At 56.5% G+C, this 19,638-nt stretch carries 21 protein-coding genes, 1 tRNA gene and 1 pseudogene; 14 read left to right on the plus strand and 9 right to left on the minus strand.

The genetic code is table 11. The features are described from left to right. The 14 genes and pseudogenes from lolB to BMX59_RS30680 all read left to right on the plus strand — a co-directional run bounded on the left by lolB (position 1) and on the right by BMX59_RS30680 (position 12,635). Complete coding sequence (gene lolB / locus BMX59_RS03610) at positions 1-618, plus strand: lipoprotein insertase outer membrane protein LolB (RefSeq protein WP_092240584.1); 618 nt, start codon at positions 1-3, stop codon at positions 616-618. A 1-nt stretch (position 619) separates the two neighbouring features. After that, on the plus strand, positions 620-1,471 hold the full coding sequence (ispE, locus tag BMX59_RS03615) for a 4-(cytidine 5'-diphospho)-2-C-methyl-D-erythritol kinase (protein WP_071491037.1): 852 nt from the start codon (positions 620-622) through the stop codon (positions 1,469-1,471). A gap of 36 nt (positions 1,472-1,507) precedes the next feature. Beyond that, a tRNA-Gln gene (locus tag BMX59_RS03620) sits at positions 1,508-1,582 on the plus strand. A 46-nt stretch (positions 1,583-1,628) separates the two neighbouring features. Continuing rightward, on the plus strand, positions 1,629-2,570 hold the full coding sequence (locus tag BMX59_RS03625; RefSeq protein ID WP_003208392.1) for a ribose-phosphate pyrophosphokinase: 942 nt from the start codon (positions 1,629-1,631) through the stop codon (positions 2,568-2,570). Positions 2,571-2,707: 137 nt separating this feature from the next. Beyond that, positions 2,708-3,304: a 50S ribosomal protein L25/general stress protein Ctc gene (locus BMX59_RS03630; RefSeq protein WP_092240582.1), complete on the plus strand. Its 597-nt coding sequence runs from the start codon at positions 2,708-2,710 to the stop codon at positions 3,302-3,304. 167 nt (positions 3,305-3,471) lie between these two features. Further along, on the plus strand, positions 3,472-4,056 hold the full coding sequence (gene pth, locus BMX59_RS03635) for an aminoacyl-tRNA hydrolase (RefSeq protein ID WP_071491035.1): 585 nt from the start codon (positions 3,472-3,474) through the stop codon (positions 4,054-4,056). Between the two features lie 21 nt (positions 4,057-4,077). After that, positions 4,078-5,178, plus strand: coding sequence for a redox-regulated ATPase YchF (ychF, locus tag BMX59_RS03640; RefSeq protein WP_003171595.1), 1,101 nt, complete (start codon positions 4,078-4,080; stop codon positions 5,176-5,178). A gap of 312 nt (positions 5,179-5,490) precedes the next feature. Then, positions 5,491-6,414: a sigma 54-interacting transcriptional regulator gene (locus tag BMX59_RS03645; protein WP_092240579.1), complete on the plus strand. Its 924-nt coding sequence runs from the start codon at positions 5,491-5,493 to the stop codon at positions 6,412-6,414. Positions 6,415-6,955: 541 nt separating this feature from the next. Beyond that, positions 6,956-7,324 carry a hypothetical protein gene (locus tag BMX59_RS03655; protein WP_092240575.1) on the plus strand — a complete coding sequence of 123 codons (369 nt, stop codon included), beginning with the start codon at positions 6,956-6,958 and terminating at the stop codon, positions 7,322-7,324. Positions 7,325-7,329: 5 nt separating this feature from the next. Continuing rightward, on the plus strand, positions 7,330-8,130 hold the full coding sequence (gene sctJ / locus BMX59_RS03660) for a type III secretion system inner membrane ring lipoprotein SctJ (RefSeq protein ID WP_092241378.1): 801 nt from the start codon (positions 7,330-7,332) through the stop codon (positions 8,128-8,130). Positions 8,131-8,703: 573 nt separating this feature from the next. Further along, positions 8,704-9,297, plus strand: coding sequence for a type III secretion system stator protein SctL (sctL, locus tag BMX59_RS03670; RefSeq protein ID WP_092240573.1), 594 nt, complete (start codon positions 8,704-8,706; stop codon positions 9,295-9,297). A gap of 714 nt (positions 9,298-10,011) precedes the next feature. After that, a complete protein-coding gene (sctC, locus tag BMX59_RS03685; protein ID WP_092240570.1) occupies positions 10,012-12,141 on the plus strand; it encodes a type III secretion system outer membrane ring subunit SctC in 2,130 nt (709 codons plus the stop codon). Continuing rightward, positions 12,138-12,341, plus strand: coding sequence for an HrpT family type III secretion system protein (gene hrpT / locus BMX59_RS03690; RefSeq protein ID WP_092240568.1), 204 nt, complete (start codon positions 12,138-12,140; stop codon positions 12,339-12,341). The genes sctC and hrpT overlap by 4 nt, the downstream gene beginning before the upstream one ends. An 11-nt stretch (positions 12,342-12,352) precedes the next feature. Then, positions 12,353-12,635 (plus strand): annotated as a pseudogene (locus BMX59_RS30680) (transcriptional regulator). A 42-nt stretch (positions 12,636-12,677) separates the two neighbouring features. On the opposite strand, the gene sctU reads toward BMX59_RS30680, so the two are convergent. Genes sctU through BMX59_RS03740 form a run of 9 tightly spaced genes read right to left on the minus strand, consistent with a single transcriptional unit; the run spans position 12,678 to position 19,629 of the window. After that, the gene (gene sctU / locus BMX59_RS03700) at positions 12,678-13,775 is read right to left on the minus strand and encodes a type III secretion system export apparatus subunit SctU (RefSeq protein WP_093119980.1); all 1,098 of its coding nucleotides are present in this window, start codon (positions 13,773-13,775) and stop codon (positions 12,678-12,680) included. After that, on the minus strand, positions 13,772-14,560 hold the full coding sequence (gene sctT / locus BMX59_RS03705) for a type III secretion system export apparatus subunit SctT (protein ID WP_092240564.1): 789 nt from the start codon (positions 14,558-14,560) through the stop codon (positions 13,772-13,774). The genes sctU and sctT overlap by 4 nt, the downstream gene beginning before the upstream one ends. Before the next feature lie 10 nt (positions 14,561-14,570). Next, positions 14,571-14,834, minus strand: coding sequence for a type III secretion system export apparatus subunit SctS (gene sctS / locus BMX59_RS03710; RefSeq protein ID WP_065888055.1), 264 nt, complete (start codon positions 14,832-14,834; stop codon positions 14,571-14,573). A gap of 7 nt (positions 14,835-14,841) precedes the next feature. Beyond that, positions 14,842-15,495 carry a type III secretion system export apparatus subunit SctR gene (sctR, locus tag BMX59_RS03715; RefSeq protein ID WP_093119982.1) on the minus strand — a complete coding sequence of 218 codons (654 nt, stop codon included), beginning with the start codon at positions 15,493-15,495 and terminating at the stop codon, positions 14,842-14,844. Beyond that, a complete protein-coding gene (locus tag BMX59_RS03720) occupies positions 15,492-16,508 on the minus strand; it encodes a FliM/FliN family flagellar motor switch protein (RefSeq protein ID WP_092240560.1) in 1,017 nt (338 codons plus the stop codon). The genes sctR and BMX59_RS03720 overlap by 4 nt, the downstream gene beginning before the upstream one ends. Next, positions 16,505-16,963, minus strand: coding sequence for a type III secretion system HrpP C-terminal domain-containing protein (locus tag BMX59_RS03725; RefSeq protein ID WP_092240559.1), 459 nt, complete (start codon positions 16,961-16,963; stop codon positions 16,505-16,507). Before BMX59_RS03725 ends, BMX59_RS03720 begins: the two co-directional genes overlap by 4 nt. Continuing rightward, positions 16,960-17,388, minus strand: coding sequence for a type III secretion system stalk subunit SctO (locus BMX59_RS03730; protein ID WP_092240557.1), 429 nt, complete (start codon positions 17,386-17,388; stop codon positions 16,960-16,962). Before BMX59_RS03730 ends, BMX59_RS03725 begins: the two co-directional genes overlap by 4 nt. Continuing rightward, positions 17,375-18,733: a FliI/YscN family ATPase gene (locus BMX59_RS03735; protein ID WP_092240555.1), complete on the minus strand. Its 1,359-nt coding sequence runs from the start codon at positions 18,731-18,733 to the stop codon at positions 17,375-17,377. The genes BMX59_RS03730 and BMX59_RS03735 overlap by 14 nt, the downstream gene beginning before the upstream one ends. Continuing rightward, positions 18,730-19,629 carry an FHA domain-containing protein gene (locus tag BMX59_RS03740; RefSeq protein WP_170856030.1) on the minus strand — a complete coding sequence of 300 codons (900 nt, stop codon included), beginning with the start codon at positions 19,627-19,629 and terminating at the stop codon, positions 18,730-18,732. The genes BMX59_RS03735 and BMX59_RS03740 overlap by 4 nt, the downstream gene beginning before the upstream one ends. Positions 19,630-19,638: the final 9 nt, after the last annotated feature.

Consider the following 19,638-nt stretch of genomic DNA (forward strand, 5'->3'; position numbering starts at 1 on the left):
ATGTTTTTGCGCCATGTTGTTATTTTCAGCTTCATCGCCCTGCTCGCCGGTTGTGCGGGCATCGGCAGCCGCGAATCCGTTGAAGGCCAGGGCAACCCGGCGCAATGGAAGCAGCACAAGGACCAGCTCAGCAGCATCGATGGCTGGCAGATCGAAGGCAAAGTGGGGGTTCGCGCGCCGAAAGACTCCGGCAGCGGCACCTTGTTCTGGCTGCAGCGCCAGGACTACTACGATATTCGCCTGTCGGGTCCGCTGGGCCGTGGCGCCGCACGCCTGACCGGCCGGCCGGGGCAAGTCAGCCTTGAAGTGGCCAACCAGGGCCGTTATGAGGCGACCTCGCCGGAAGCGTTGCTGGAAGAACAGATCGGCTGGAAACTGCCGGTGTCTCACCTGGTGTGGTGGGTCCGTGGCCTGCCAGCGCCTGATAGCAAGAGTCGCCTGAGCCTGAACGGCGACAGCCGCCTGGCCAGCCTGGAGCAGGATGGCTGGCAGGTCGAATATTTGAGCTACGTGGAGCAAAGCGGCTATTGGTTGCCCGAGCGCGTCAAGCTGCATGGTCCCGACCTTGATGTCACGCTGGTGATCAAGGACTGGCAACCACGCAAACTGGGGCAATAACGTGTCCGTACAAAAATTGACCCTGCCCTCCCCGGCCAAGCTCAACCTGATGCTGCACATTCTCGGTCGCCGTGAAGATGGCTATCACGAGCTGCAGACGTTGTTTCAATTCCTCGACTATGGCGACGAGCTGACCTTCGCCGTGCGCGACGATGGCGTGATCAGGCTGCATACCGAATTCGAAGGCGTGCCTCACGACAGCAACCTGATCGTGAAGGCCGCAAAAAAACTTCAGGAGCAATCCGGCTGTCCGCTCGGCATCGATATCTGGATCGATAAAATCCTGCCCATGGGTGGCGGCATCGGTGGTGGCAGCTCGAATGCCGCGACAACTCTGCTGGGTCTGAATTACTTGTGGCAACTGGGTTGGGACCATGATCGCCTCGCCGCGCTGGGCCTGACGCTGGGTGCCGACGTCCCGGTTTTCGTGCGTGGGCACGCGGCTTTCGCCGAGGGCGTGGGGGAGAAACTCAGCCCGGAATACCCCGAGGAGCCGTGGTATGTCGTGCTTGTTCCGCAAGTATCTGTAAGTACAGCAGAAATTTTTTCAGATCCGTTGTTGACACGTAACTCTTCTCCCATTAAAGTGCGCCCCGTTCCCAAGGGAAACAGTCGAAATGACTGCTTACCGGTTGTAGCAAGGCGTTATCCAGAGGTACGTAACGCTTTGAATTTGTTAGGTAAATTTACCGAAGCAAAATTAACCGGAACTGGAAGTTGTGTGTTTGGGGGCTTCCCAAGCAAAGCTGAAGCTGATAAAGTCTCGGCCCTTCTTACAGAGACCCTTACAGGGTTTGTAGCAAAGGGAAGCAACGTTTCGATGTTGCATCGCAAGCTGCAAAGTCTGCTCTAAAGGAATCGAGTGTCAGGCACTCGTTGCAACAGATACAGGGGCGTCGCCAAGCGGTAAGGCAGCAGGTTTTGATCCTGCCATGCGTTGGTTCGAATCCAGCCGCCCCTGCCATTTTCCTATACTCATCCAGGTTACCCTCAGCCTCTAGGTACTGCGCGTGTCCAAGATGATGGTCTTTACGGGGAACGCCAACCCCGATCTGGCTCGACGTGTCGTACGTCAGCTGCATATCCCTCTCGGTGACATCTCTGTCGGTAAATTCTCCGACGGTGAAATTACAGCCGAGATCAATGAAAACGTTCGCGGTAAAGACGTCTTCATTATTCAGCCGACTTGCGCTCCGACCAACGATAACCTGATGGAACTCGTCGTGATGGCTGATGCCTTCCGCCGCTCCTCAGCGACTCGAATCACAGCTGTAATCCCTTACTTTGGTTATGCCCGTCAGGATCGCCGTCCGCGTTCCGCACGTGTGGCCATCAGCGCGAAAGTCGTTGCTGACATGCTGACCGTGGTAGGCATCGACCGTGTTCTCACGGTTGACCTGCACGCTGACCAAATCCAGGGGTTCTTCGATATTCCGGTAGATAACATCTACGGCTCCCCCGTATTGGTGGATGACATCGAAGACCAGCGCTTTGAAAACCTGATGATCGTGTCCCCGGACATTGGTGGCGTCGTGCGTGCACGGGCCGTTGCCAAATCCCTGGGCGTGGACCTCGGGATCATCGACAAACGCCGCGAGAAAGCCAATCACTCTGAAGTGATGCATATCATCGGTGATGTCGAAGGGCGTACCTGTATTCTGGTTGATGACATGGTCGACACCGCCGGCACCCTGTGCCACGCGGCGAAAGCCTTGAAAGAGCACGGTGCGGCCAAAGTCTTCGCCTACTGCACACACCCTGTGCTGTCGGGCCGAGCGATCGAGAACATCGAGAATTCCATGCTGGACGAACTGGTGGTGACCAACACCATCCCGCTGTCCGCTGCTGCTCAAGCCTGTTCGCGTATCCGTCAACTGGATATCGCACCGGTTGTTGCCGAAGCGGTTCGCCGCATCAGCAATGAAGAATCGATCAGCGCGATGTTCCGCTAAGGGTAAAACCTTCGGCACATCCTACTGACGAAAAGCGCCCCGCCCCGACATTCTGTTGGGGCGGGGCTTTTTTGCCCATGTCGAGGCCGGCGCTGGTCGCAAACGCCGCTCGATGATGGCTATTTTGGAGATACAAAATGACTGACTTTACTCTGAACGCCCAAGCGCGTACTGACCTGGGGAAAGGTGCGAGCCGCCGCCTGCGTCACGCCGCCAACATCCCAGCCGTTGTATACGGTGGTAACAAGCCTGCTGAATCCGTGACCATCCTGGCCAAGGAAATCGCCAAGCTGTTCGAAAACGAAGCGGCCTACAGCCACGTTATCGAGCTGAACGTCGACGGTGCCAAGCAGAACGTCATCGTTAAAGCAATGCAGCGTCACCCATCCAAGCAATTCATCATGCACGCTGACTTCGTTCGCGTTGTCGCTGGCCAGAAACTGACCGCTATCGTGCCAGTGCACTTTGTTGGTGAAGAAGCTCCGGTCAAGAAAGGCGGCGAAATCTCGCACGTTGTGAACGAAGTTGAAGTAACTTGCCTGCCGAAAGACCTGCCTGAGTTCATCGAAGTCGACCTGTCGGCCGCTGAAATCGGCACCATCGTTCACCTGTCCGACCTCAAAGCCCCTAAAGGCGTTGAGTTTGTCGCACTGGCTCACGGTGATGACAAAGCAGTTGCCAACGTTCACGCTCCACGCGTTGCTCCAGAAGCTGAAGAAGGCGCTGCAGAGTAATCCACTCTGTATTGCCGGAGCTTGAGGAAACATCGCGGACCGAAACGTAGCGAGAAAGCGGGCGATAACGCGGCGTTTACTCTTGAGTAAATGATGTAGTGTCGTCCACTTTCGCCGCACTCAGGTCTGGCGATGTTATCCACAACTCCAAAGGAAGGGCCCCTGTCGTGACTGCCATTAAACTGATCGTTGGCCTGGGAAATCCAGGCGCCGAATACGAACAGACGCGGCATAACGCGGGGGCCCTTTTTGTTGAGCGCATCGCCCACGCACAAGGTGTAAGCCTTGCGGCCGATCGCAAATATTTCGGCCTGACCGGGCGCTTCTCGCATCAGGGCCAGGATGTTCGTCTGCTGATTCCCACCACCTACATGAACCGCAGCGGCCAGGCTGTCGCGGCGCTTGCGGGCTTCTTCCGGATCAAACCCGAAGAAATCCTGGTGGCCCATGACGAACTGGACCTGCCACCCGGCGTTGCCAAGCTCAAGCTCGGCGGCGGGCATGGCGGGCACAACGGCCTGCGCGACATCATCGCGCAGCTGGGTAATCAGAATAATTTCTACCGCCTGCGGCTCGGCATTGGCCACCCAGGCGTCGCCAGTATGGTTTCAAATTTCGTCCTGGGTCGTGCGCCACGCGCCGAACAGGAAAAACTCGATGCCAGCATCGACTTTGCCCTCGGCGTGCTGCCGGATATCTTCGCCGGTGAATGGAACCGCGCGATGAAAAACCTGCACAGCCAGAAGGCCTGACTCTTACCGAGGGGAAACACCATGGGATTCAATTGCGGCATCGTCGGCCTGCCCAACGTCGGCAAATCCACCCTGTTCAACGCCCTGACCAAGTCCGGTATCGCAGCGGAGAACTTCCCCTTCTGCACCATCGAGCCCAACAGCGGTATCGTGCCGATGCCGGATCCACGCCTGGACGCCCTGGCGGCCATCGTCAATCCCAAGCGCATCCTGCCGACCACCATGGAATTCGTCGACATCGCCGGCCTGGTTGCTGGTGCGTCGAAAGGTGAAGGCCTGGGCAATAAGTTCCTCGCCAACATCCGCGAGACTGATGCCATCGCCCACGTGGTCCGCTGTTTTGAAGACGAGAACGTGATCCACGTCTCCAACAGCGTCGACCCGAAACGCGACATCGAGATCATCGACCTGGAACTGATCTTCGCCGACCTCGACAGCTGCGAGAAGCAACTGCAGAAAGTCGCGCGCAACGCCAAGGGCGGCGACAAGGACGCAGTGGTCCAGAAAGGTCTGCTTGAGCAACTGATCGCGCACTTCACCGAAGGCAAGCCGGCACGCAGCCTGATGAAGAACATGGGCGCTGACGAGAAGGCCGTGATCAAGGGCTTCCACCTGTTGACCACTAAGCCTGTGATGTACATCGCCAACGTCGCTGAAGACGGTTTCGAGAACAACCCGTTGCTCGACGTAGTCAAGGCCATCGCCGACGAAGAAGGCGCCATCGTGGTGCCGGTGTGCAACAAGATCGAAGCGGAAATCGCCGAGCTTGATGACGGCGAAGAAAAGGACATGTTCCTCGAGGCCCTGGGCCTGGAAGAACCTGGCCTGAACCGCGTGATCCGCGCCGGTTACGAAATGCTCAACCTGCAGACCTACTTCACCGCCGGTGTCGAAGAAGTCCGCGCATGGACCGTCAAGGTCGGTGCTACCGCACCACAGGCTGCTGGGGTGATCCACACGGACTTCGAAAAAGGGTTTATCCGCGCCGAAGTGATTGCCTACAACGACTTCATCCAGTTCAAGGGTGAGGCCGGTGCCAAGGAAGCGGGCAAGTGGCGCCTGGAAGGTAAGGAATATATTGTTAAAGATGGCGACGTGATGCACTTCCGTTTCAACGTGTAAGTATTACCTGCCCTCTAAACAGTAAAAAAGCCGATGCTTAGCATCGGCTTTTTTGTGGGCGACTATTTATATATCGCACCGATTAAAAGTTTAAGCCAAACATTCAGAAAGCTTCAGACTTCTCCTATCGCCTCTTTGGCCGTTAGCTAAAACACAAAGCATCAATATTAGAATACAACTTATCTTACGCAGCCTGAGGTACATAAAGACCCAAGGAGCACGTGACAACCGTCTTAAAATTCTATCTACTGAAGCGAGCCTTCGACAGCATTACCTGCAATGACGTAATAGCAATTATGGAGTTATCATTCGATGTCGGCGCTCGACCACATGGAAAATGAGACGGAGTTATACCTGATTGACGACCCCGATATTAGAAGCATGTTGGGTAGCACGGCTACGTTTAACATCGATATCTTATTACTAGGGGAAACCGGCACTGGCAAGGATACATTGGCTCAGCGAATTCATCATCTATCCGGCCGGCGGGGTAACTTCATCGCCGTAAACTGCGCAGCTATCCCTGAAAGTCTTGCCGAAAGCCAATTGTTCGGCGTCAACAGCGGCGCTTATACCGGCGCGATACAATCACGCGCCGGTTATGTCGAGGCCGCCCACCTGGGCACGCTGTACCTGGATGAAATCGACAGCATGCCACTGAGCTTGCAAGCCAAATTGCTGCGCGTACTGGAATCACGCGGCGTGGAGCGCCTGGGTTCGACCCGCTTTATCCCGGTGGACATGCGCGTCATAGCGTCAGCCCAGCATTCGTTGCACGAAATGGTAGAGCAAGCCACCTTTAGGCGCGACCTGTACTTCCGCCTGAACGTAGTCAACATTCAGCTACCTACCTTGCGGGATCGACGCGACTGTATCGTTTCACTGTTTCTGGAGATGATCCAGAAAGAAGCAGAATATTTCAAACTTCCTGCCCCTCCTCCACCCGAGAGCCTGCTGCAGCAACTGTTCGCTCACTCCTGGCCGGGCAACGTTCGCGAGCTGCGTTCAACGGCGAAGCGATTTGTATTAGGACTGCCAGTGCTCTCAAATTCGCCCACGCCCCACCAGGACAAAAAAACAAGCCTGAAGTCAAGTCTGCAGCAAATAGAGAAAATGCTGATTGAGGCGTCTTTGCGCCGCCATGGATACTGTGTAAATACAGTGGCCACTGAATTAAGTGTTTCCAAGCGTACGCTGTACCACAGGATCAAACATCTGGAAATTTCACTGGCGTGAGGCCAATGTCGTTCGTTTTCTGACTGAAAGGCCACAGTGTTTTAATCATAAACATCCCTGGAATGCCTTGCCTATCAAGGCATTGGCTGCATACATAAATACACTCATTGAAATATACAATTAGAAACATTTAATCCCGGCGCACAGGGAACCCAACCTTCTCGACAGCCACACAGATAACACCCAAGCAATTATATGCTGGGATAACTAAACTCAAATATAGCTAGGAGATCATATGACTAATCCAGTCGGTCAAGGCTACGCTCCCTCTTTCCTATACCCTGGTCTAAGTGACGTAGAGGCGGAGAGTAAAATAATAAAGGAGAAGATCCAAAGAGACACCTTAGATAATAACTGGCTAGGCGCCGAGATGAAAAACGTTAACGACATGCTACAAAAAGCCAAAGGTCAGTAAATAATCAGTTGATCTACCGGTTGCCTCTTGTCCCTATGGACAAGAGGTAACCCTGTTGCCAGCCTAAAGGTCACTACATCTGCTCTCATACAAAGTTACTTTACGTAATCAATGAGCCCACATGCCATGCGAATAAAAGAAACTTACTTTTCAGATCAGTCCGATAGCGATGGCGTTACCTACTCAGCATCTGAGCAACCAGTTTCCGGTAGTGATGCTAGTTTTTTTTCATCAATGCTTGAAGGCTCAAGCGATGCGAAGGCAGTGCCCTCAAGGTCGGCTGCCCCGCAGCTTTTTATTGAGGCATCCAATCAGCTCAGCGCCTCAATGAACCGTTTTACCAAACTGGTCCGCGCACCTAAAAAAGAGCTGGATTTTGAAGTCTACAAAACGTTCCCTCGCGACTTCTTCAACGCACAACTTACTCCACATCTATTGACGAAATGCCTCGCCAAGACGACCCAAGGCCTCGACAAAATATGTAACCTGCAGTAATGACAATGAGCCCTTCTCTCCTTGCCGTCATGTTCATTGGTATTGTATCCCTATTAGGCGGATGCAGTGATCGCGTGGAACTTCATCGCCAGCTCTCCGAACAGGAGGCCAATGAAGTCGTTGCCGAATTGGCTGATAAACATATTCGTGCCACCAAATTTCCGGCCAAGGACGGTGTTGTCATCACGGTTAACACCGCTGATATCGGGCGTGCCGTAAGAACGCTGGAAGCCGTAGGACTACCCAGAGTCGCGCGCACCACGCTGGGGGATACATTCCGCAAGGAAGGGGTAATTTCAACGCCGCTGGAGGAACGGGCACGCTACATCTATGCCTTGTCCCAGGAACTTGAGGCCACCTTGTCCAACATTGACGGCGTCATCGTCGCACGCGTGCATGTGGTACTGCCTGAACGCATCGCTCCGGGGGAGCCAGTACAACCGGCATCTGCTTCTGTATTCATCAAGCACGATCCACGGCTGGACCCCGATAATATCAGAGCACGGATCCGCAGATTGGTGGCGAGCAGTATCCCTGGCATGTCTACGGCAGTGGACAACTTGCAGAAACTCTCGGTGATATTCGTGCCTGCGGCGATTTACCAGGAACCTCAACGGCTAGTGTACTTCGGCCCTTTCCTGGTGCCCGGGGATGATCTCGGTTTCTGGCAAACCAGCATGATCGTTTTACTACTCGGCATGGTCTCGCTACCGCTCGCCATATTGTTCCTATACAAACGGCGTCAAAACGGTCTTCATCAGGCGGGCTCAACCGACAAATCAACGGTTTCGACTCATGACGCCTAGTCTCGACCATCAGTTTCATGAACACCTGTCGTGGGCGCGATGGTGGGTGTATCCCTGGCAATCTGCCCACGAAGACTGGAAGGGCGAAGAGTACACTGTGATTGAAACGCTTTTTCGTAGTGGACAGTCAGCACCCGACAACCTCTCAGGTTATGCAGCCTGTTTGCCCGTTGACCCACACCCCACAGTAATCCGCCTGGTTCTGGCCTCGAGGGAACAACTCAACCTAATGTTGGCGTTGGTTCACGACACCTTTAACCCCCAGGACTCAGCCCTCCTGACTAACATTCATCACCAATGGTGCAGGCGTCTTTCCAAGGCGCTGCCCCCCGTGATGCTGCCGCCCGGTTCTGACCCGCTACAACTGCTCTATAGCTGGGTAGAACCCGCGATCTGGCAGCGTCTTAGATTGCGATTCCCCCGTAAATGTGTAATCGAGATTGAGGCAAAACACCCTCTGCACGGAATCACAGGTAACCGACTCGACACACTCTGGCAGGCCGTCGTATGGCGCGCTACTACATCGGAGATGTGATGACATGCCCACCGCAGACACACGTGAGGAGTTCAACAATGTTATGCCGCTCCAACATTGAGTTATCCGGGCGCTCGTCTAGCGTGCCACGCAACATAATCCCTCGGGAAGAGCTAGCAGACTGGAAGCATGCTAATCAGTTGTTGCGTGACACAAGCATTCAAGCTGAGGAGTTGATCAGGTGTGCAGAAAAACAATGTGAGGAGTTGCTGGAAAAGGCCTCGCTTGAAATCTGGCAACGCGCCGACGCTCAGCTCAAGCGGTGGGAACGTAGTAGGCAAACGATGTGCGACAACTTAGAGCATTACGCCACCCAGATCACCAAGCAGGCTATTGGTAGCCTGCTTGACGAGACTGTAGCCTCCCAACGAGTGGCAGCCCTCGTTAAGCAATTGCTGAAAAGCCAAGTCGATGAAATCAGCGCGACACTAATGTGCCACCCACATGACCTTACAGAAGTAACGCACTGTTTAGCCCATCATGGGAGCACGCTCTGGAAGCTTACCGCCGACAATTCAATCCACTCCCAAACACTTGTATTGAAGACAGACGAAGGAGATTTCCGAATCAGCTGGCACGACATGCGCAACGCTCTTTACGAACAAGGCAAAGATCGTTGGATCGATGTCTGACCTCGCGACGCTCCAGTCGTTTATTAATATTCCCTATTTAGCAATGAATTTTCCACTCACTCGACAATCATCAGTCATACAGGTAGATCATGGACTTCTATAGCACCTTCACTTCAGAAGTTACAAGAATCCGGAAGAACGCTGACAAGGAATTCAAGTCTTTTTTCAGTGAAGCGTCACCCGACAATTGGGATGGCGAACTTTTTTTCAGGTTGGCACTTAACAAAGAGATGGCCAATTCGTTTGATCAGGATCACGCAAAACTTGTCAATCAGTCACTCAAAACTACCATTGATTTTTTCACGTAAATGAACCATTCAATTGGCAACTGGCTGTGCAACAAAGAAGAACAAATGACATTATTTGAAGAGGACGGTGACGTCACCTTGACCAATCAGACAAACGTTCTGTTGCTTGGCGCCGAACTGACTTCAACTCGAACTGACGGCGTCGCTCTACAGTATTGGGCGCGCCTGGGTACCGCCAATCTCGCGCATTTCCAGCGGGCACTGGCTCAGAATCGAAACACGGGTGCGCTATGGCTTACTCAGCGTCTGAAAGGCGAACTGATGAGGCGCATGTGCTCAACCGTGTGGTCGCCTTGCTCAATCAGCGCGATACATGGCGAGCCATCTTCGCACGTCTTGGGCGCCCCTCCCTGAGCGTCAAGCCCTTCCCACTACGTTCACAGTTGTACTAACCAGAGCACTTTCCATGAATAACAAGACCCGCGAGCGCAGGAGTCTGCGTTTTTATTCGTCCGGCGTTTTATCAAAATGCGCCCTTTGGTGCAGCCTTTGCCTGCTTTGCTCGCTATTGATCCCGCTAAGCAGCACGTTGGCTGCCGTTCCCGCAGAATGGAAAAATACCGCCTACGCCTACGAGGCGGAGCACAAACCCCTACGAGACGTACTCGAGGACTTCGCCCAAACCTTCGGTACTCAATTGCAAATCGAAGGCCTGCTGGAAGGCAACGTCAACGGCAAGATCCGCGCGAATACTCCTCAGTCACTGCTGGACAGACTAGGGATTGAGCATCGCTTTCAGTGGTATCTCTACAACAACACCCTCTACATCAGCACGCTGGACCAACAGGACTCCGCGCGCCTGGAAGTCTCGTCGGAAACGATCAGCGACCTCAAGCAGGCGCTGACTGATATCGGACTGCTCGATAGCCGTTTCGGCTGGGGAGAATTACCGGAAGATGGTGTGGTACTTGTCTCCGGCCCCAAGCGCTACATCGAACAGATCAAGCAGTTCAGCAGTCAACGCCGCTCAGCGGATGAAAAACAGAGCGTACTGAGTTACCCGCTGAAGTTCGCCAACGCAGCTGATCGCCAAGTGGACTATCGCGGCGAAAAACTCAACATCCTCGGCGTCGCCAGCATTTTACGAGGGTTGCTGGAACCACGTTCTGGCTCAGCACTCTCCGCCCTGAGCCAACGCCCCACGCACCAGCCTGCTTTTATCACGCCAAACGTACCTCGGCTGGGCAACCCGCTGCTGGGCCAAATGCTCGGTGCAAACGGCAACACAGGGCAAGTGGACGCAGGGCCGGCGCTGCCCCCACGAGCACCGGTATCCGGCGGCCGAATACGCGTCGAAGCCGATGTGCGCAACAACGCTGTGCTGATTTATGACTTGCCTGAACGCCAGGCCATGTACCGCGAGCTAATCAACCAGCTCGACGTCGCGCGCAAGCTGATCGAAATCGATGCGATCATTCTCGATATCGATCGTACGCAGTTGCGCGAATTCGGGGTGAACTGGGGCTTCCAGAACAGCCGCTTCAAGGTCAACATGGCACCCGGTACCTCATCGCAATTGTCGATTAAGAACCGTGACCGTTTCTACGCCGATATCCGCGCGTTGGAAACAAAGGGACTGGCAACCATGGTCTCGAACCCTTCAGTGCTCACCCTGGAAAACCAACCAGCGGTAATCGACTTCAACCGCACCCAGTACCTCAGTCGTGGCACTGAATACGCAACAATTTTGCCGGTCACCGTGGGCACCAGCTTCCAGGTGGTCCCCAGGGTTACCACCAGTCGCGGCAGTCACCAGATCCATTTGGCAGTGGACATTGAAGATGGCAATTTCGACGAGTCCAACCCTGACCCCAACCACCTTGATGTCCGCCGGGGCAAGGTCAGCACCCAAGCCGTAATGGCGGAAAAGCGCTCGCTGGTGGTTGGCGGTTTCCAGGTCACTGAAAGTGCCGACAAGCAAAGCAAGATTCCCCTCCTGGGCGATATCCCACTGTTGGGCAAAGCGTTATTCTCCTCGACAGAACGCCAGAACAATCGGCGCGAACGCTTGTTCATCCTCACCCCACGGGTTATCGGCGACCAGGACGATCCGTCGCGTTACTTGCCACAAGCTGACCAAGCCGAACTGCAAGCCGCCCTCGCACCGCTGGCAAGGCGCTACTCCCCCCATCAACCGGTAGTAAAACGCAGTGACATCATTACTACCCTGGCACATCTGGTCAGTGGGGAAGTGCCCAAACCTTTCAAGGCGGCACCGATGCCCCTGGGACTGAACACTTTATGCAGCACCCGAGATTTGCTCGCGCTGAATACCGGACGCAGCCAATGGTACGCAGGCCCGGAATTCAACGTAGCGGTGGTGGTGTTGCGCAACCAGTTCAAACGTAACGTACGTATCGACGAGAAAGAGTGCAGCACCGCGCAGACCCTGGCGGTCACCGTATGGCCGCGTGCGTGGCTCAAGCCAGGTGAAGAGGCCGAAGTGTTTATCGCCATGCGCACCGTGGTGAAGGATGAACACCTCAGCGTACCCCGCCCTTCCTTGATCACTCCAGCTCAGAAGGCCCAACCATGAAACACAGCCCGTTATGCGTCATCTTGATCGGCCTGGCATTGCTCGTCAGCGGCTGTACGCCCACCTGCAAAGGCGATTCGTGCTCACGCCCGCAATCGACCAAGGACCAGATGGTGATCTGGTGGCCGTCATCCATGCGCGCCGAACCCGGCCCCGCCGGCGAGCGCCCGGACTACCAGACGGTGTCGCTGGAACGATGAGTCGCCAGGAAATGCCTGACGATCAACGCCAGGTGTTTCTGGACAGTCTGGTGAGTGGCTCTGCCACTCACCAGACCCTTGTACCCGGTAGTGTGTGCACTGCGCGCAGGGAACCGCCCCGGCATTGCCTTGCAGGCCGGCCAATTGCAACCCGTGTCGGAGCGACGCTTTGAGCAGGCACTGGCATTCGATGGGTGTTTTGTTTACCTAGACGCCCAGTACACGCTGGTGATCTGGCACGCACTGCCTGCAACCCACAGCACGCTGGACAGAATCCTTAGCCGGATGCTTTAACTGGCCAACCTGCAAGCCTTGGACATTGGCTCAAGCCGCTGATCAACGGCGTTCAAGCTCCGGCAGTTCGAGGGTTTCGCGCTTGGCTTCATCATCGAGTTCGCGCAAGGTGCGGTAAATCAGCGCCACCGCCTGCAAGGTCTCGCGAGGGATGCTTGCTCCCAGCTTATTCGTGTAGAGCGTGCGAGCCAGCCATACACATTGGATCACCGGCACATCAGCCGCCTTGGCGCGCTGGATCAGTTGGCGGGCCTCAGCATCCGTGCCTTTGCTGACCAGCAAGGGCAGCGGCGTTTTACCTGGGCGGTAGTACAAGGCGACTGCAAAGTGCGTCGGGTTGACCACCAGCATGTCGGACTCTTCCAGTTTGGGCAGTTTGACCTTGGGTTCTTCCTGAGCCAATTGATACGCCAGTGAACGCCGCTGGCCTTTGACGTGAGGGTCGCCCTCCATCTCCTTGTACTCTTTGACCACCTCGACCTGGGTCATGCGCATGCGCTTGGCGAAGAAGTGCTTCACCATGACGAAGTCGATAAGCGCCAGTACCAGCAGCATGCCAAGGCAGGCATGCAGCAAGTGGCGAAACAGCGCTATCAATGCCAGTAGGTAATTTTGCAGATCACTGGTAGCCAAGTTGATCAGCGTACCCAATGAGGGCCAGATCACCACATACAGAATCAAAGCGATAAGGCAGGCTTTCACGATGCTCATCAGTAGGTTCATCAACTGTTGGGCAGAGAACATTTGCTTGACTTGACTGAGCGGATTGAGGCGGTTGAAATCCAGCTTCAGGGTCTCTGGTGCAAACAGCATCCCGAACTGCATCCAACTGCTGATCAGCTTGGTGGTAATTGCCATTGCGGCCATCAGCAGAGCGAATGAGAAAAACACCACCATCCCTTCAAGCAGCACCTCCTCCAACGCTCGCACAAAAGGCTGAGTCAAACGTGATATCGGCAGCAGCATCAGTTGCTGGAAGCGTTGCAGGCTAGTCTCGGCAGTGAACAGGGCAATCTCGCTGATGGCCGTCAACGCCAGCAGCTTTGACACATCCTGGCTTTGGGCGACCTGGCCTTTCTTACGCTGGTCACGCAGTTTCTTGGCTGACGCCGGGTGCTTTTTTTCGCCGGAATCACTCATGGGATGGCGACCTTGATCAGCAGCCTCAACGAGTGTTTAAGATCGCCCAACAGCCCCATGCGCCCGATGATCAGGTCCTGCAACAGCGCAAAGTAGAGCAAGAGGATACCTATTCCCGCCAGGCTCTTGACCGGTGGTGCCAACGTACTCACTTGTAACTGCTGGCTGTAAACCCCAAGTAGCGCGATGCCGAACTCCAGCAACAACAGCACCGCAATAAACGGTGCAGCGTAGAGCATCATGTGCCTAAAGGTGTCGCCCAACAGGTCGATGAATACGCTCATGCCATTTGCCGCCGGCAGCGGGAACCACACCGTGGGTGGCCAGATCAGGTAACTGTCCCAGATCACTTGGGTCAGCGTGCCCAACCCCAGGCTCACCATCAGCAGAAAAATCGCCAGCTGCTTGAACAAGTGTCCGATCGGCGTCGCATCCGGCCCCAGCGATGGGTTGAGCTGCCCACCGGCCAAAGCGCCGCGCTGGTTATCGAGCAACGCCCCCACTGACTCAAACATCCAGAACGGCATCGACAGCAGCACACCCATCAGAATCCCCAGGGCCACCTCCTTGAGCACCAGCGCACTCAGCAGCATCGCGGAATAATCCTGACCTGCCAGCGCCGCATGAATACCCGGTGCAGGTATCAATGCCAGGACCATCACGATGGTATGCCGCGGCATGCCCTTTATATGCTGAAAACAGAACGCCGCCACCAGGATGCCACAGGGGTAGATACGCGCCATGCCGACCAAAAGGCTGGGCAAATACTCGAGATACAGCAGCACGGGCAGAGTCTCAGTTCAGGGCCGATCGGCCGATCATGTCAAAGGTCAGGTTGATCAGTTGGATCAGCTCCACGCCAATCCAGCGGCCGGTCATGATCAACGTGATACCCACCGCCACCAGCTTGATGCCGAAGGGTAACGTCTGGTCCTGCACCTGCATCAACGCCTGTACCAGAGACGTCATCACGCCCACCACCACCGCCACGATCAACGGCGGTGCCGATAGAACAACCACCAACAGCATGCCCTGCTTGAACAGCACAATGGGTTCCATAAGCCACTCAGAGATAGGAGAGGAACAGACTGTCAAGCAACCGTGACCAACCGGACACCATCACGAACAACAGTAATTTGAGCGGCAAGGAAATGGTCATCGGCGAGACCATTTGCATGCCCAACGCCAACAGTAGGTTGGAGACAATCAAGTCGATGACAATGAAGGGGATATAGATCAGGAAGCCGATCTCGAACCCCGCCTGCAGTTGCGACAGCACAAACGCCGGGATCAACAGAATCAAGTCTTCGCGTTGCACCTCCCGGGCCAGTTGAGCGGGCCACAGACGTGACGTGTTTTCCAGCAGATGTGTCAGCACATCCGGGTCGACGTTACGCAACATGAAGGCACGCAACGGTTTAATCACTTCACTTCCCGTCTGCAGAAGCGTCTGCACATTGCTCAGGTCCAGCGGTGCGGCTTTGATGTTCTCAGCTATTTCATACCCCACCGGCGCCATGATAAATAGCGTGGTTGCGAGCGCGATGCCATTGATGGCCATGCCCGGCGGCACCTGCTGCACACCAATGGCGTTACGGGTGATCATCAGCACTATCACGATCTTCAGGAACGCCGTGCAGACGATCAACAGCATGGGCATCAATGACAATGCCGCTAAAAAGACCGCCAGGACTAAGGGGTCCAACCCCTGAAGTATCATCGGCCGAACATCACACGGGATAACTGCAAGCCCAGACGCCCGTCGACTTCAACCAACTGTCCCTGGCCAATCGGTCGATCGCCATAATAGAGGCCAGCCATGCCTGGCGCATAACCGGCGATGCCCAGCACCGCGCCCGGCGCGAGGTTACGCAACTCGCCCAGGGTCAAGTTCAACGTGCCGCAGCGCACGTTCAGCGCCATGCTCAGTTCGTCGAACGGCTCGTGACCGAATACGTCCATCACAGGCTCATCACCCTCATCCCCAGCGTAGTCGGGGGCTAGATATTCTTCGTCCACAGACGTCTCCTCAATTGAAGTAAGGGTCAGGCCTAACGGCCCGCTGTCATCGTCAATGCGCCCATACAGTCGCTGTGTGCCAACCTGTAGGTAGCCGCTGCCCTCGGCCACAAAGAAGCTCTGCTCAAGCACCAGCACATCACCAGTGCGCAGGCTGCGTACCTGGGCGATCGGCAACTGCAGGCGCCCCAGGGTCACTGCAATGGTCAACCGAAACGACGCGGGCATCGGTCGGGCCGTGGCGCGCCATGGGCCGGCGTCGCACAACACCAGAAAACTCTCGGGAGCCAGCCACACATACCCTTCGACCCGGGCTTTACCCAGGGCCACACTGAGCCGGCAGCCAAACGCCTTGGGGAGTTGTTCGGCCTCCAGCAATCGCACATAGCCCAACACGGCTTTCACCTGAGGGCTCAGGTAAAACTGGAACAACGCCCAAAACCAGGAATCCGGATCGTTGCCGGAGGGGGCTAACGTCACGGGGCATTCACCCAGCAGGCTGAGCAACGGCCCAGCTTCAGCGAGAGCCAGCACGCCACACGCGGTTTCGAAGAACATCGCCTGGCCACCGGCGGGAGCACGTCCAGGTTCGAGCAGCATCTGACCTGCCTGCCCGGCCACATGGAACACCAAGCTCATGCCGCGTCCCAGTCGACGTCGCGCAGCAGCTATGTCGCCGTTGATCGAAGGTAATGTCAAAAGCGGCACTATCATGTGCTGCCGATAGTAGGTAGAGACAGGCTGACCGACCGCCCCAGCGTCAGTGCAAACCGATCTTCACACTGTTGCCGTACGCCGCTAAGCCAGCGTGCGGTCGCCTCCTCTTGCGCTTCCAGATCGATACTCCAGCTACTCTGTTCGCGGCGCACACTGGCGTTGATCCGCCCCAGGCGGGGCAAGTACAACACAGCTTGGAGCGGCCACTGCGAAGTGGCCTGCAGACGAGGCACCAGTTGCTCGGTCAGCGCCTCAATCATGGCCGTGCCGCCCGAGGCTTTTGTTCCCCGCAGGGAACCTCGATCGCCTGCCCCCTCATCGTCACCGGCCCAGAACTGGGCGAACAACCGCGTCAATTCCGCCGGCACCACGCCCGCAGTTCCCGGCTCTCGTTCCTCTCGTGACTCATTCGAGCGTGGGCGTTCAGCAGGTTTGTCTGATACCTGGTTCATGTTGGCTCCTGTGCCAGTAAAAGAGATAGTTCCTGGAGTTTTTCCACCTGTCGCAGGCAATCGGTCACCTTTTTCTGAGCAGTGCCAACGCGGGCTTGCTTGTCTTCCCGCTGGTCTTGCAATGCCGCCAATTGCCCCATTTCTCTGCGGGTAGTGGCGGACAACGAGCGCTCCTGAGCACTCCAGGATTTCAGGGCCTTAAGGGTCAATACCTGACCCTGATGCTGATCGAGCAATTGAGTACTTCGTCGAGCCTCCTCCTGCCGAGTCTGCTCAAGTGCATCCTCGGCCTGCCGGATATGCGCAAACAGCGCCTGTTGGGCCCGCTTGGCCTCACGCAAGGCACGCTCTGCCCGGTCCGCTCGGTGGCGGCGCAGGCGTCGCAGCGTCTCGACTTCACCGAGCAGCACATCAGAATGGGACATAGGCAGTCAGCTCCTTGAGTTGATCCAGTGTCGCGGTCATCGGCGAAGGCTCACGCAAGTCCTGGCGCAAGAAACCATCGACAGCCTGGCGACTCTCCACGGCAAGGTCGGTCAGGGCATCACTTCCAGACTGGTACTCCCCCAGCTTGAGCATCAGCTCGATCTGCTGATACGCCGACAACAAACGTCGCAACGCAGTACCCGCCTGGATATCCGCAGGCTCGGCGACGTTGCTCAAGATCCGCGACAAGCTCGCCAGCACATCGACCGCAGGATAGTGCCCACGCTCGGCCAACTTACGGGACAGCACGATATGACCATCGAGCAACGAGCGAACTTCATCAGCCACCGGGTCGTTCATGGAGTCCTGCTCGATCAGCACCGTATAGATCGCCGTGATCACGCCCTCATTTGTTAACCCGGCGCGCTCTACCAGCCGCGGCAACAGGCTGTAGACAGAAGGAGGAAGGCCGCCGCGACCAAGGGGTTCGCCAGCCGCCAGGCCGATTTCACGCTGGGCCCTGGCAAAACGCGTCAGGGAATCGATCAGCAGCAACACACGCTTGCCCTTGCGGCGAAAACCTTCAGCCAGCGCGGTCGCCGTAAATGCTGCACGTGCTCGCTCCATGCTGGAACGATCGGACGTGGCACACACCAGCACCGCCTTGGCACGCAGTTGTGCATCGAGCTCATGATCAAGAAACTCGCGCAGTTCGCGACCCCGTTCGCCGATCAGGCCAAACACGATGACGTCGCACTCCACGTTACGGGCGATTTCGGCCAACAGGGTTGTTTTGCCACACCCTGCCCCCGCGAACAGTCCTACACGCTGTCCTTCGCCCAGCGTCAGCAAACCATCGATCGAGCGAACACCGGTTGCCAGTGCACGGTTGATCCGTGGCCGTTCGGTGGGCAATGGCGCCTCACACAGGACTGCGCTGGTATCCGCCAAGTCAGCTTCGACAAACGCGCTGGGCCCATCTCCCGCGATCGCCCGCCCGAAACCGTCCAGCACCTGGCCCAGCAGTGCCTCGCTGACCCGTACCCGATGGGATACCCCTAGGCGCTCGACACCAGCGCCCACCTGTACACCTTCCAGGTTGCCCAAGGCGCTGAGTACGGCATCCTGCTGGTCAAAACCGATGATCTCGGCGAGCATGCAGTCGCCTGGCCTTTTCTCCACCTGGCACAAATCCCCGATACGCGCCTGGGGCAATCGGCACTGCAGCAACATGCCATTGACACGCTGGATCCGCCCACGCATCGACACGGGCGCGAAGGCGGCCAACGACTGGACCTGATGCTGGTGCCAAGCGTCGAGACGCGCCTGTACTTCCGTGCTCACCAGCGCACCTCATAACGCTGCGCGCCGTCGAACACCACTTTGCCATTGTCGATCAGCACCAGGCGCAGGCCATCCACTTCATCACCAACAAACAGCCGGCTACCTTCCTCCAGCACGACGTGACCATTGGCTCCTCCCACAATCTGCACAATCTTGAACGGCAAGGCTCCATCGCGCGCGCGCACACGGCTGATCACCGGTACCGCGCTGTCGTATTGTTCGCCAAAACGGTTGAGCATGCGTGCGACCAGCTCTACATCGTCCTGGGAAACGTCGCCATCGAGCGCGACCTGGCCATTGATCACCTGCAAGTTGACGCGCTGGCTCAACTCGCGTTCGTTGAGCATCTTCAACAGCTGTTGGCGCACGTCGAACGGTGAGGCCAACGCCTGCTTCTGCACCACTGGCGGCCTCAAGGACGCCTTGGCCTCCGGGTCCCCGGTGTAGGCCATGCCCACCACGATGAAGATGACCGTTATCGCCAGCACCAGGCTGACCAGGCGCTTTTGCTGGGAGTGGGAGATGGTAGACAAGTTGAGTTGCCGCGCCGGCTCATTGAGCGCGGGCGGTGCTACCGGTGCAGGAGCGGGTGATTGAGGCCAGGGCTCATCGGCCAGACTGACACACAGACGCACGCCTCCCACTGAAAATACATCGTTGAGCGCCAGACGCGCGATCTGAGCCAGCACCTGACCATCAGCCCCGCGCAACAACCCGGCCTCGGCCTGCACCGACCAGTTCGCATCAATGAGCCTCAGCCTTGCATGCTGCTCGGCGATACCAGGATCGTGCAGTAACAGATCGGCGTCGGTGTGAGCACCGATGCTCCACTGCTCCCCAAACAAAGGCAGCGCTGCCCCCTGGTGCAGTCCATCAAGCACGCGTAACTCAAACATCATCAAGCC

The sequence above is a fragment of the Pseudomonas sp. NFR09 genome (assembly GCF_900111535.1).
Classification (GTDB): Bacteria; Pseudomonadota; Gammaproteobacteria; order Pseudomonadales; family Pseudomonadaceae; genus Aquipseudomonas; species Aquipseudomonas extremorientalis.

Bases quoted from the DNA above. Each gene is read 5' to 3' on its own strand.
- lolB (WP_092240584.1), top strand. From the start codon at position 1: ATGTTTTTGCGCCATGTTGTTATTTTCAGCTTCATCGCCCTGCTCGCC.
- BMX59_RS03630 (WP_092240582.1), top strand. From the start codon at position 2,708: ATGACTGACTTTACTCTGAACGCCCAAGCGCGTACTGACCTGGGGAAA.
- ychF (WP_003171595.1), top strand. From the start codon at position 4,078: ATGGGATTCAATTGCGGCATCGTCGGCCTGCCCAACGTCGGCAAATCC.
- BMX59_RS03645 (WP_092240579.1), top strand. From the start codon at position 5,491: ATGTCGGCGCTCGACCACATGGAAAATGAGACGGAGTTATACCTGATT.
- BMX59_RS03655 (WP_092240575.1), top strand. From the start codon at position 6,956: ATGCGAATAAAAGAAACTTACTTTTCAGATCAGTCCGATAGCGATGGC.
- sctJ (WP_092241378.1), top strand. From the start codon at position 7,330: ATGAGCCCTTCTCTCCTTGCCGTCATGTTCATTGGTATTGTATCCCTA.
- sctL (WP_092240573.1), top strand. From the start codon at position 8,704: ATGTTATGCCGCTCCAACATTGAGTTATCCGGGCGCTCGTCTAGCGTG.
- sctC (WP_092240570.1), top strand. From the start codon at position 10,012: ATGAATAACAAGACCCGCGAGCGCAGGAGTCTGCGTTTTTATTCGTCC.
- hrpT (WP_092240568.1), top strand. From the start codon at position 12,138: ATGAAACACAGCCCGTTATGCGTCATCTTGATCGGCCTGGCATTGCTC.
- sctU (WP_093119980.1), bottom strand. From the start codon at position 13,775: ATGAGTGATTCCGGCGAAAAAAAGCACCCGGCGTCAGCCAAGAAACTG.
- sctS (WP_065888055.1), bottom strand. From the start codon at position 14,834: ATGGAACCCATTGTGCTGTTCAAGCAGGGCATGCTGTTGGTGGTTGTT.
- sctR (WP_093119982.1), bottom strand. From the start codon at position 15,495: ATGATACTTCAGGGGTTGGACCCCTTAGTCCTGGCGGTCTTTTTAGCG.
- BMX59_RS03720 (WP_092240560.1), bottom strand. From the start codon at position 16,508: ATGATAGTGCCGCTTTTGACATTACCTTCGATCAACGGCGACATAGCT.
- BMX59_RS03725 (WP_092240559.1), bottom strand. From the start codon at position 16,963: ATGAACCAGGTATCAGACAAACCTGCTGAACGCCCACGCTCGAATGAG.
- BMX59_RS03730 (WP_092240557.1), bottom strand. From the start codon at position 17,388: ATGTCCCATTCTGATGTGCTGCTCGGTGAAGTCGAGACGCTGCGACGC.
- BMX59_RS03740 (WP_170856030.1), bottom strand. From the start codon at position 19,629: ATGTTTGAGTTACGCGTGCTTGATGGACTGCACCAGGGGGCAGCGCTG.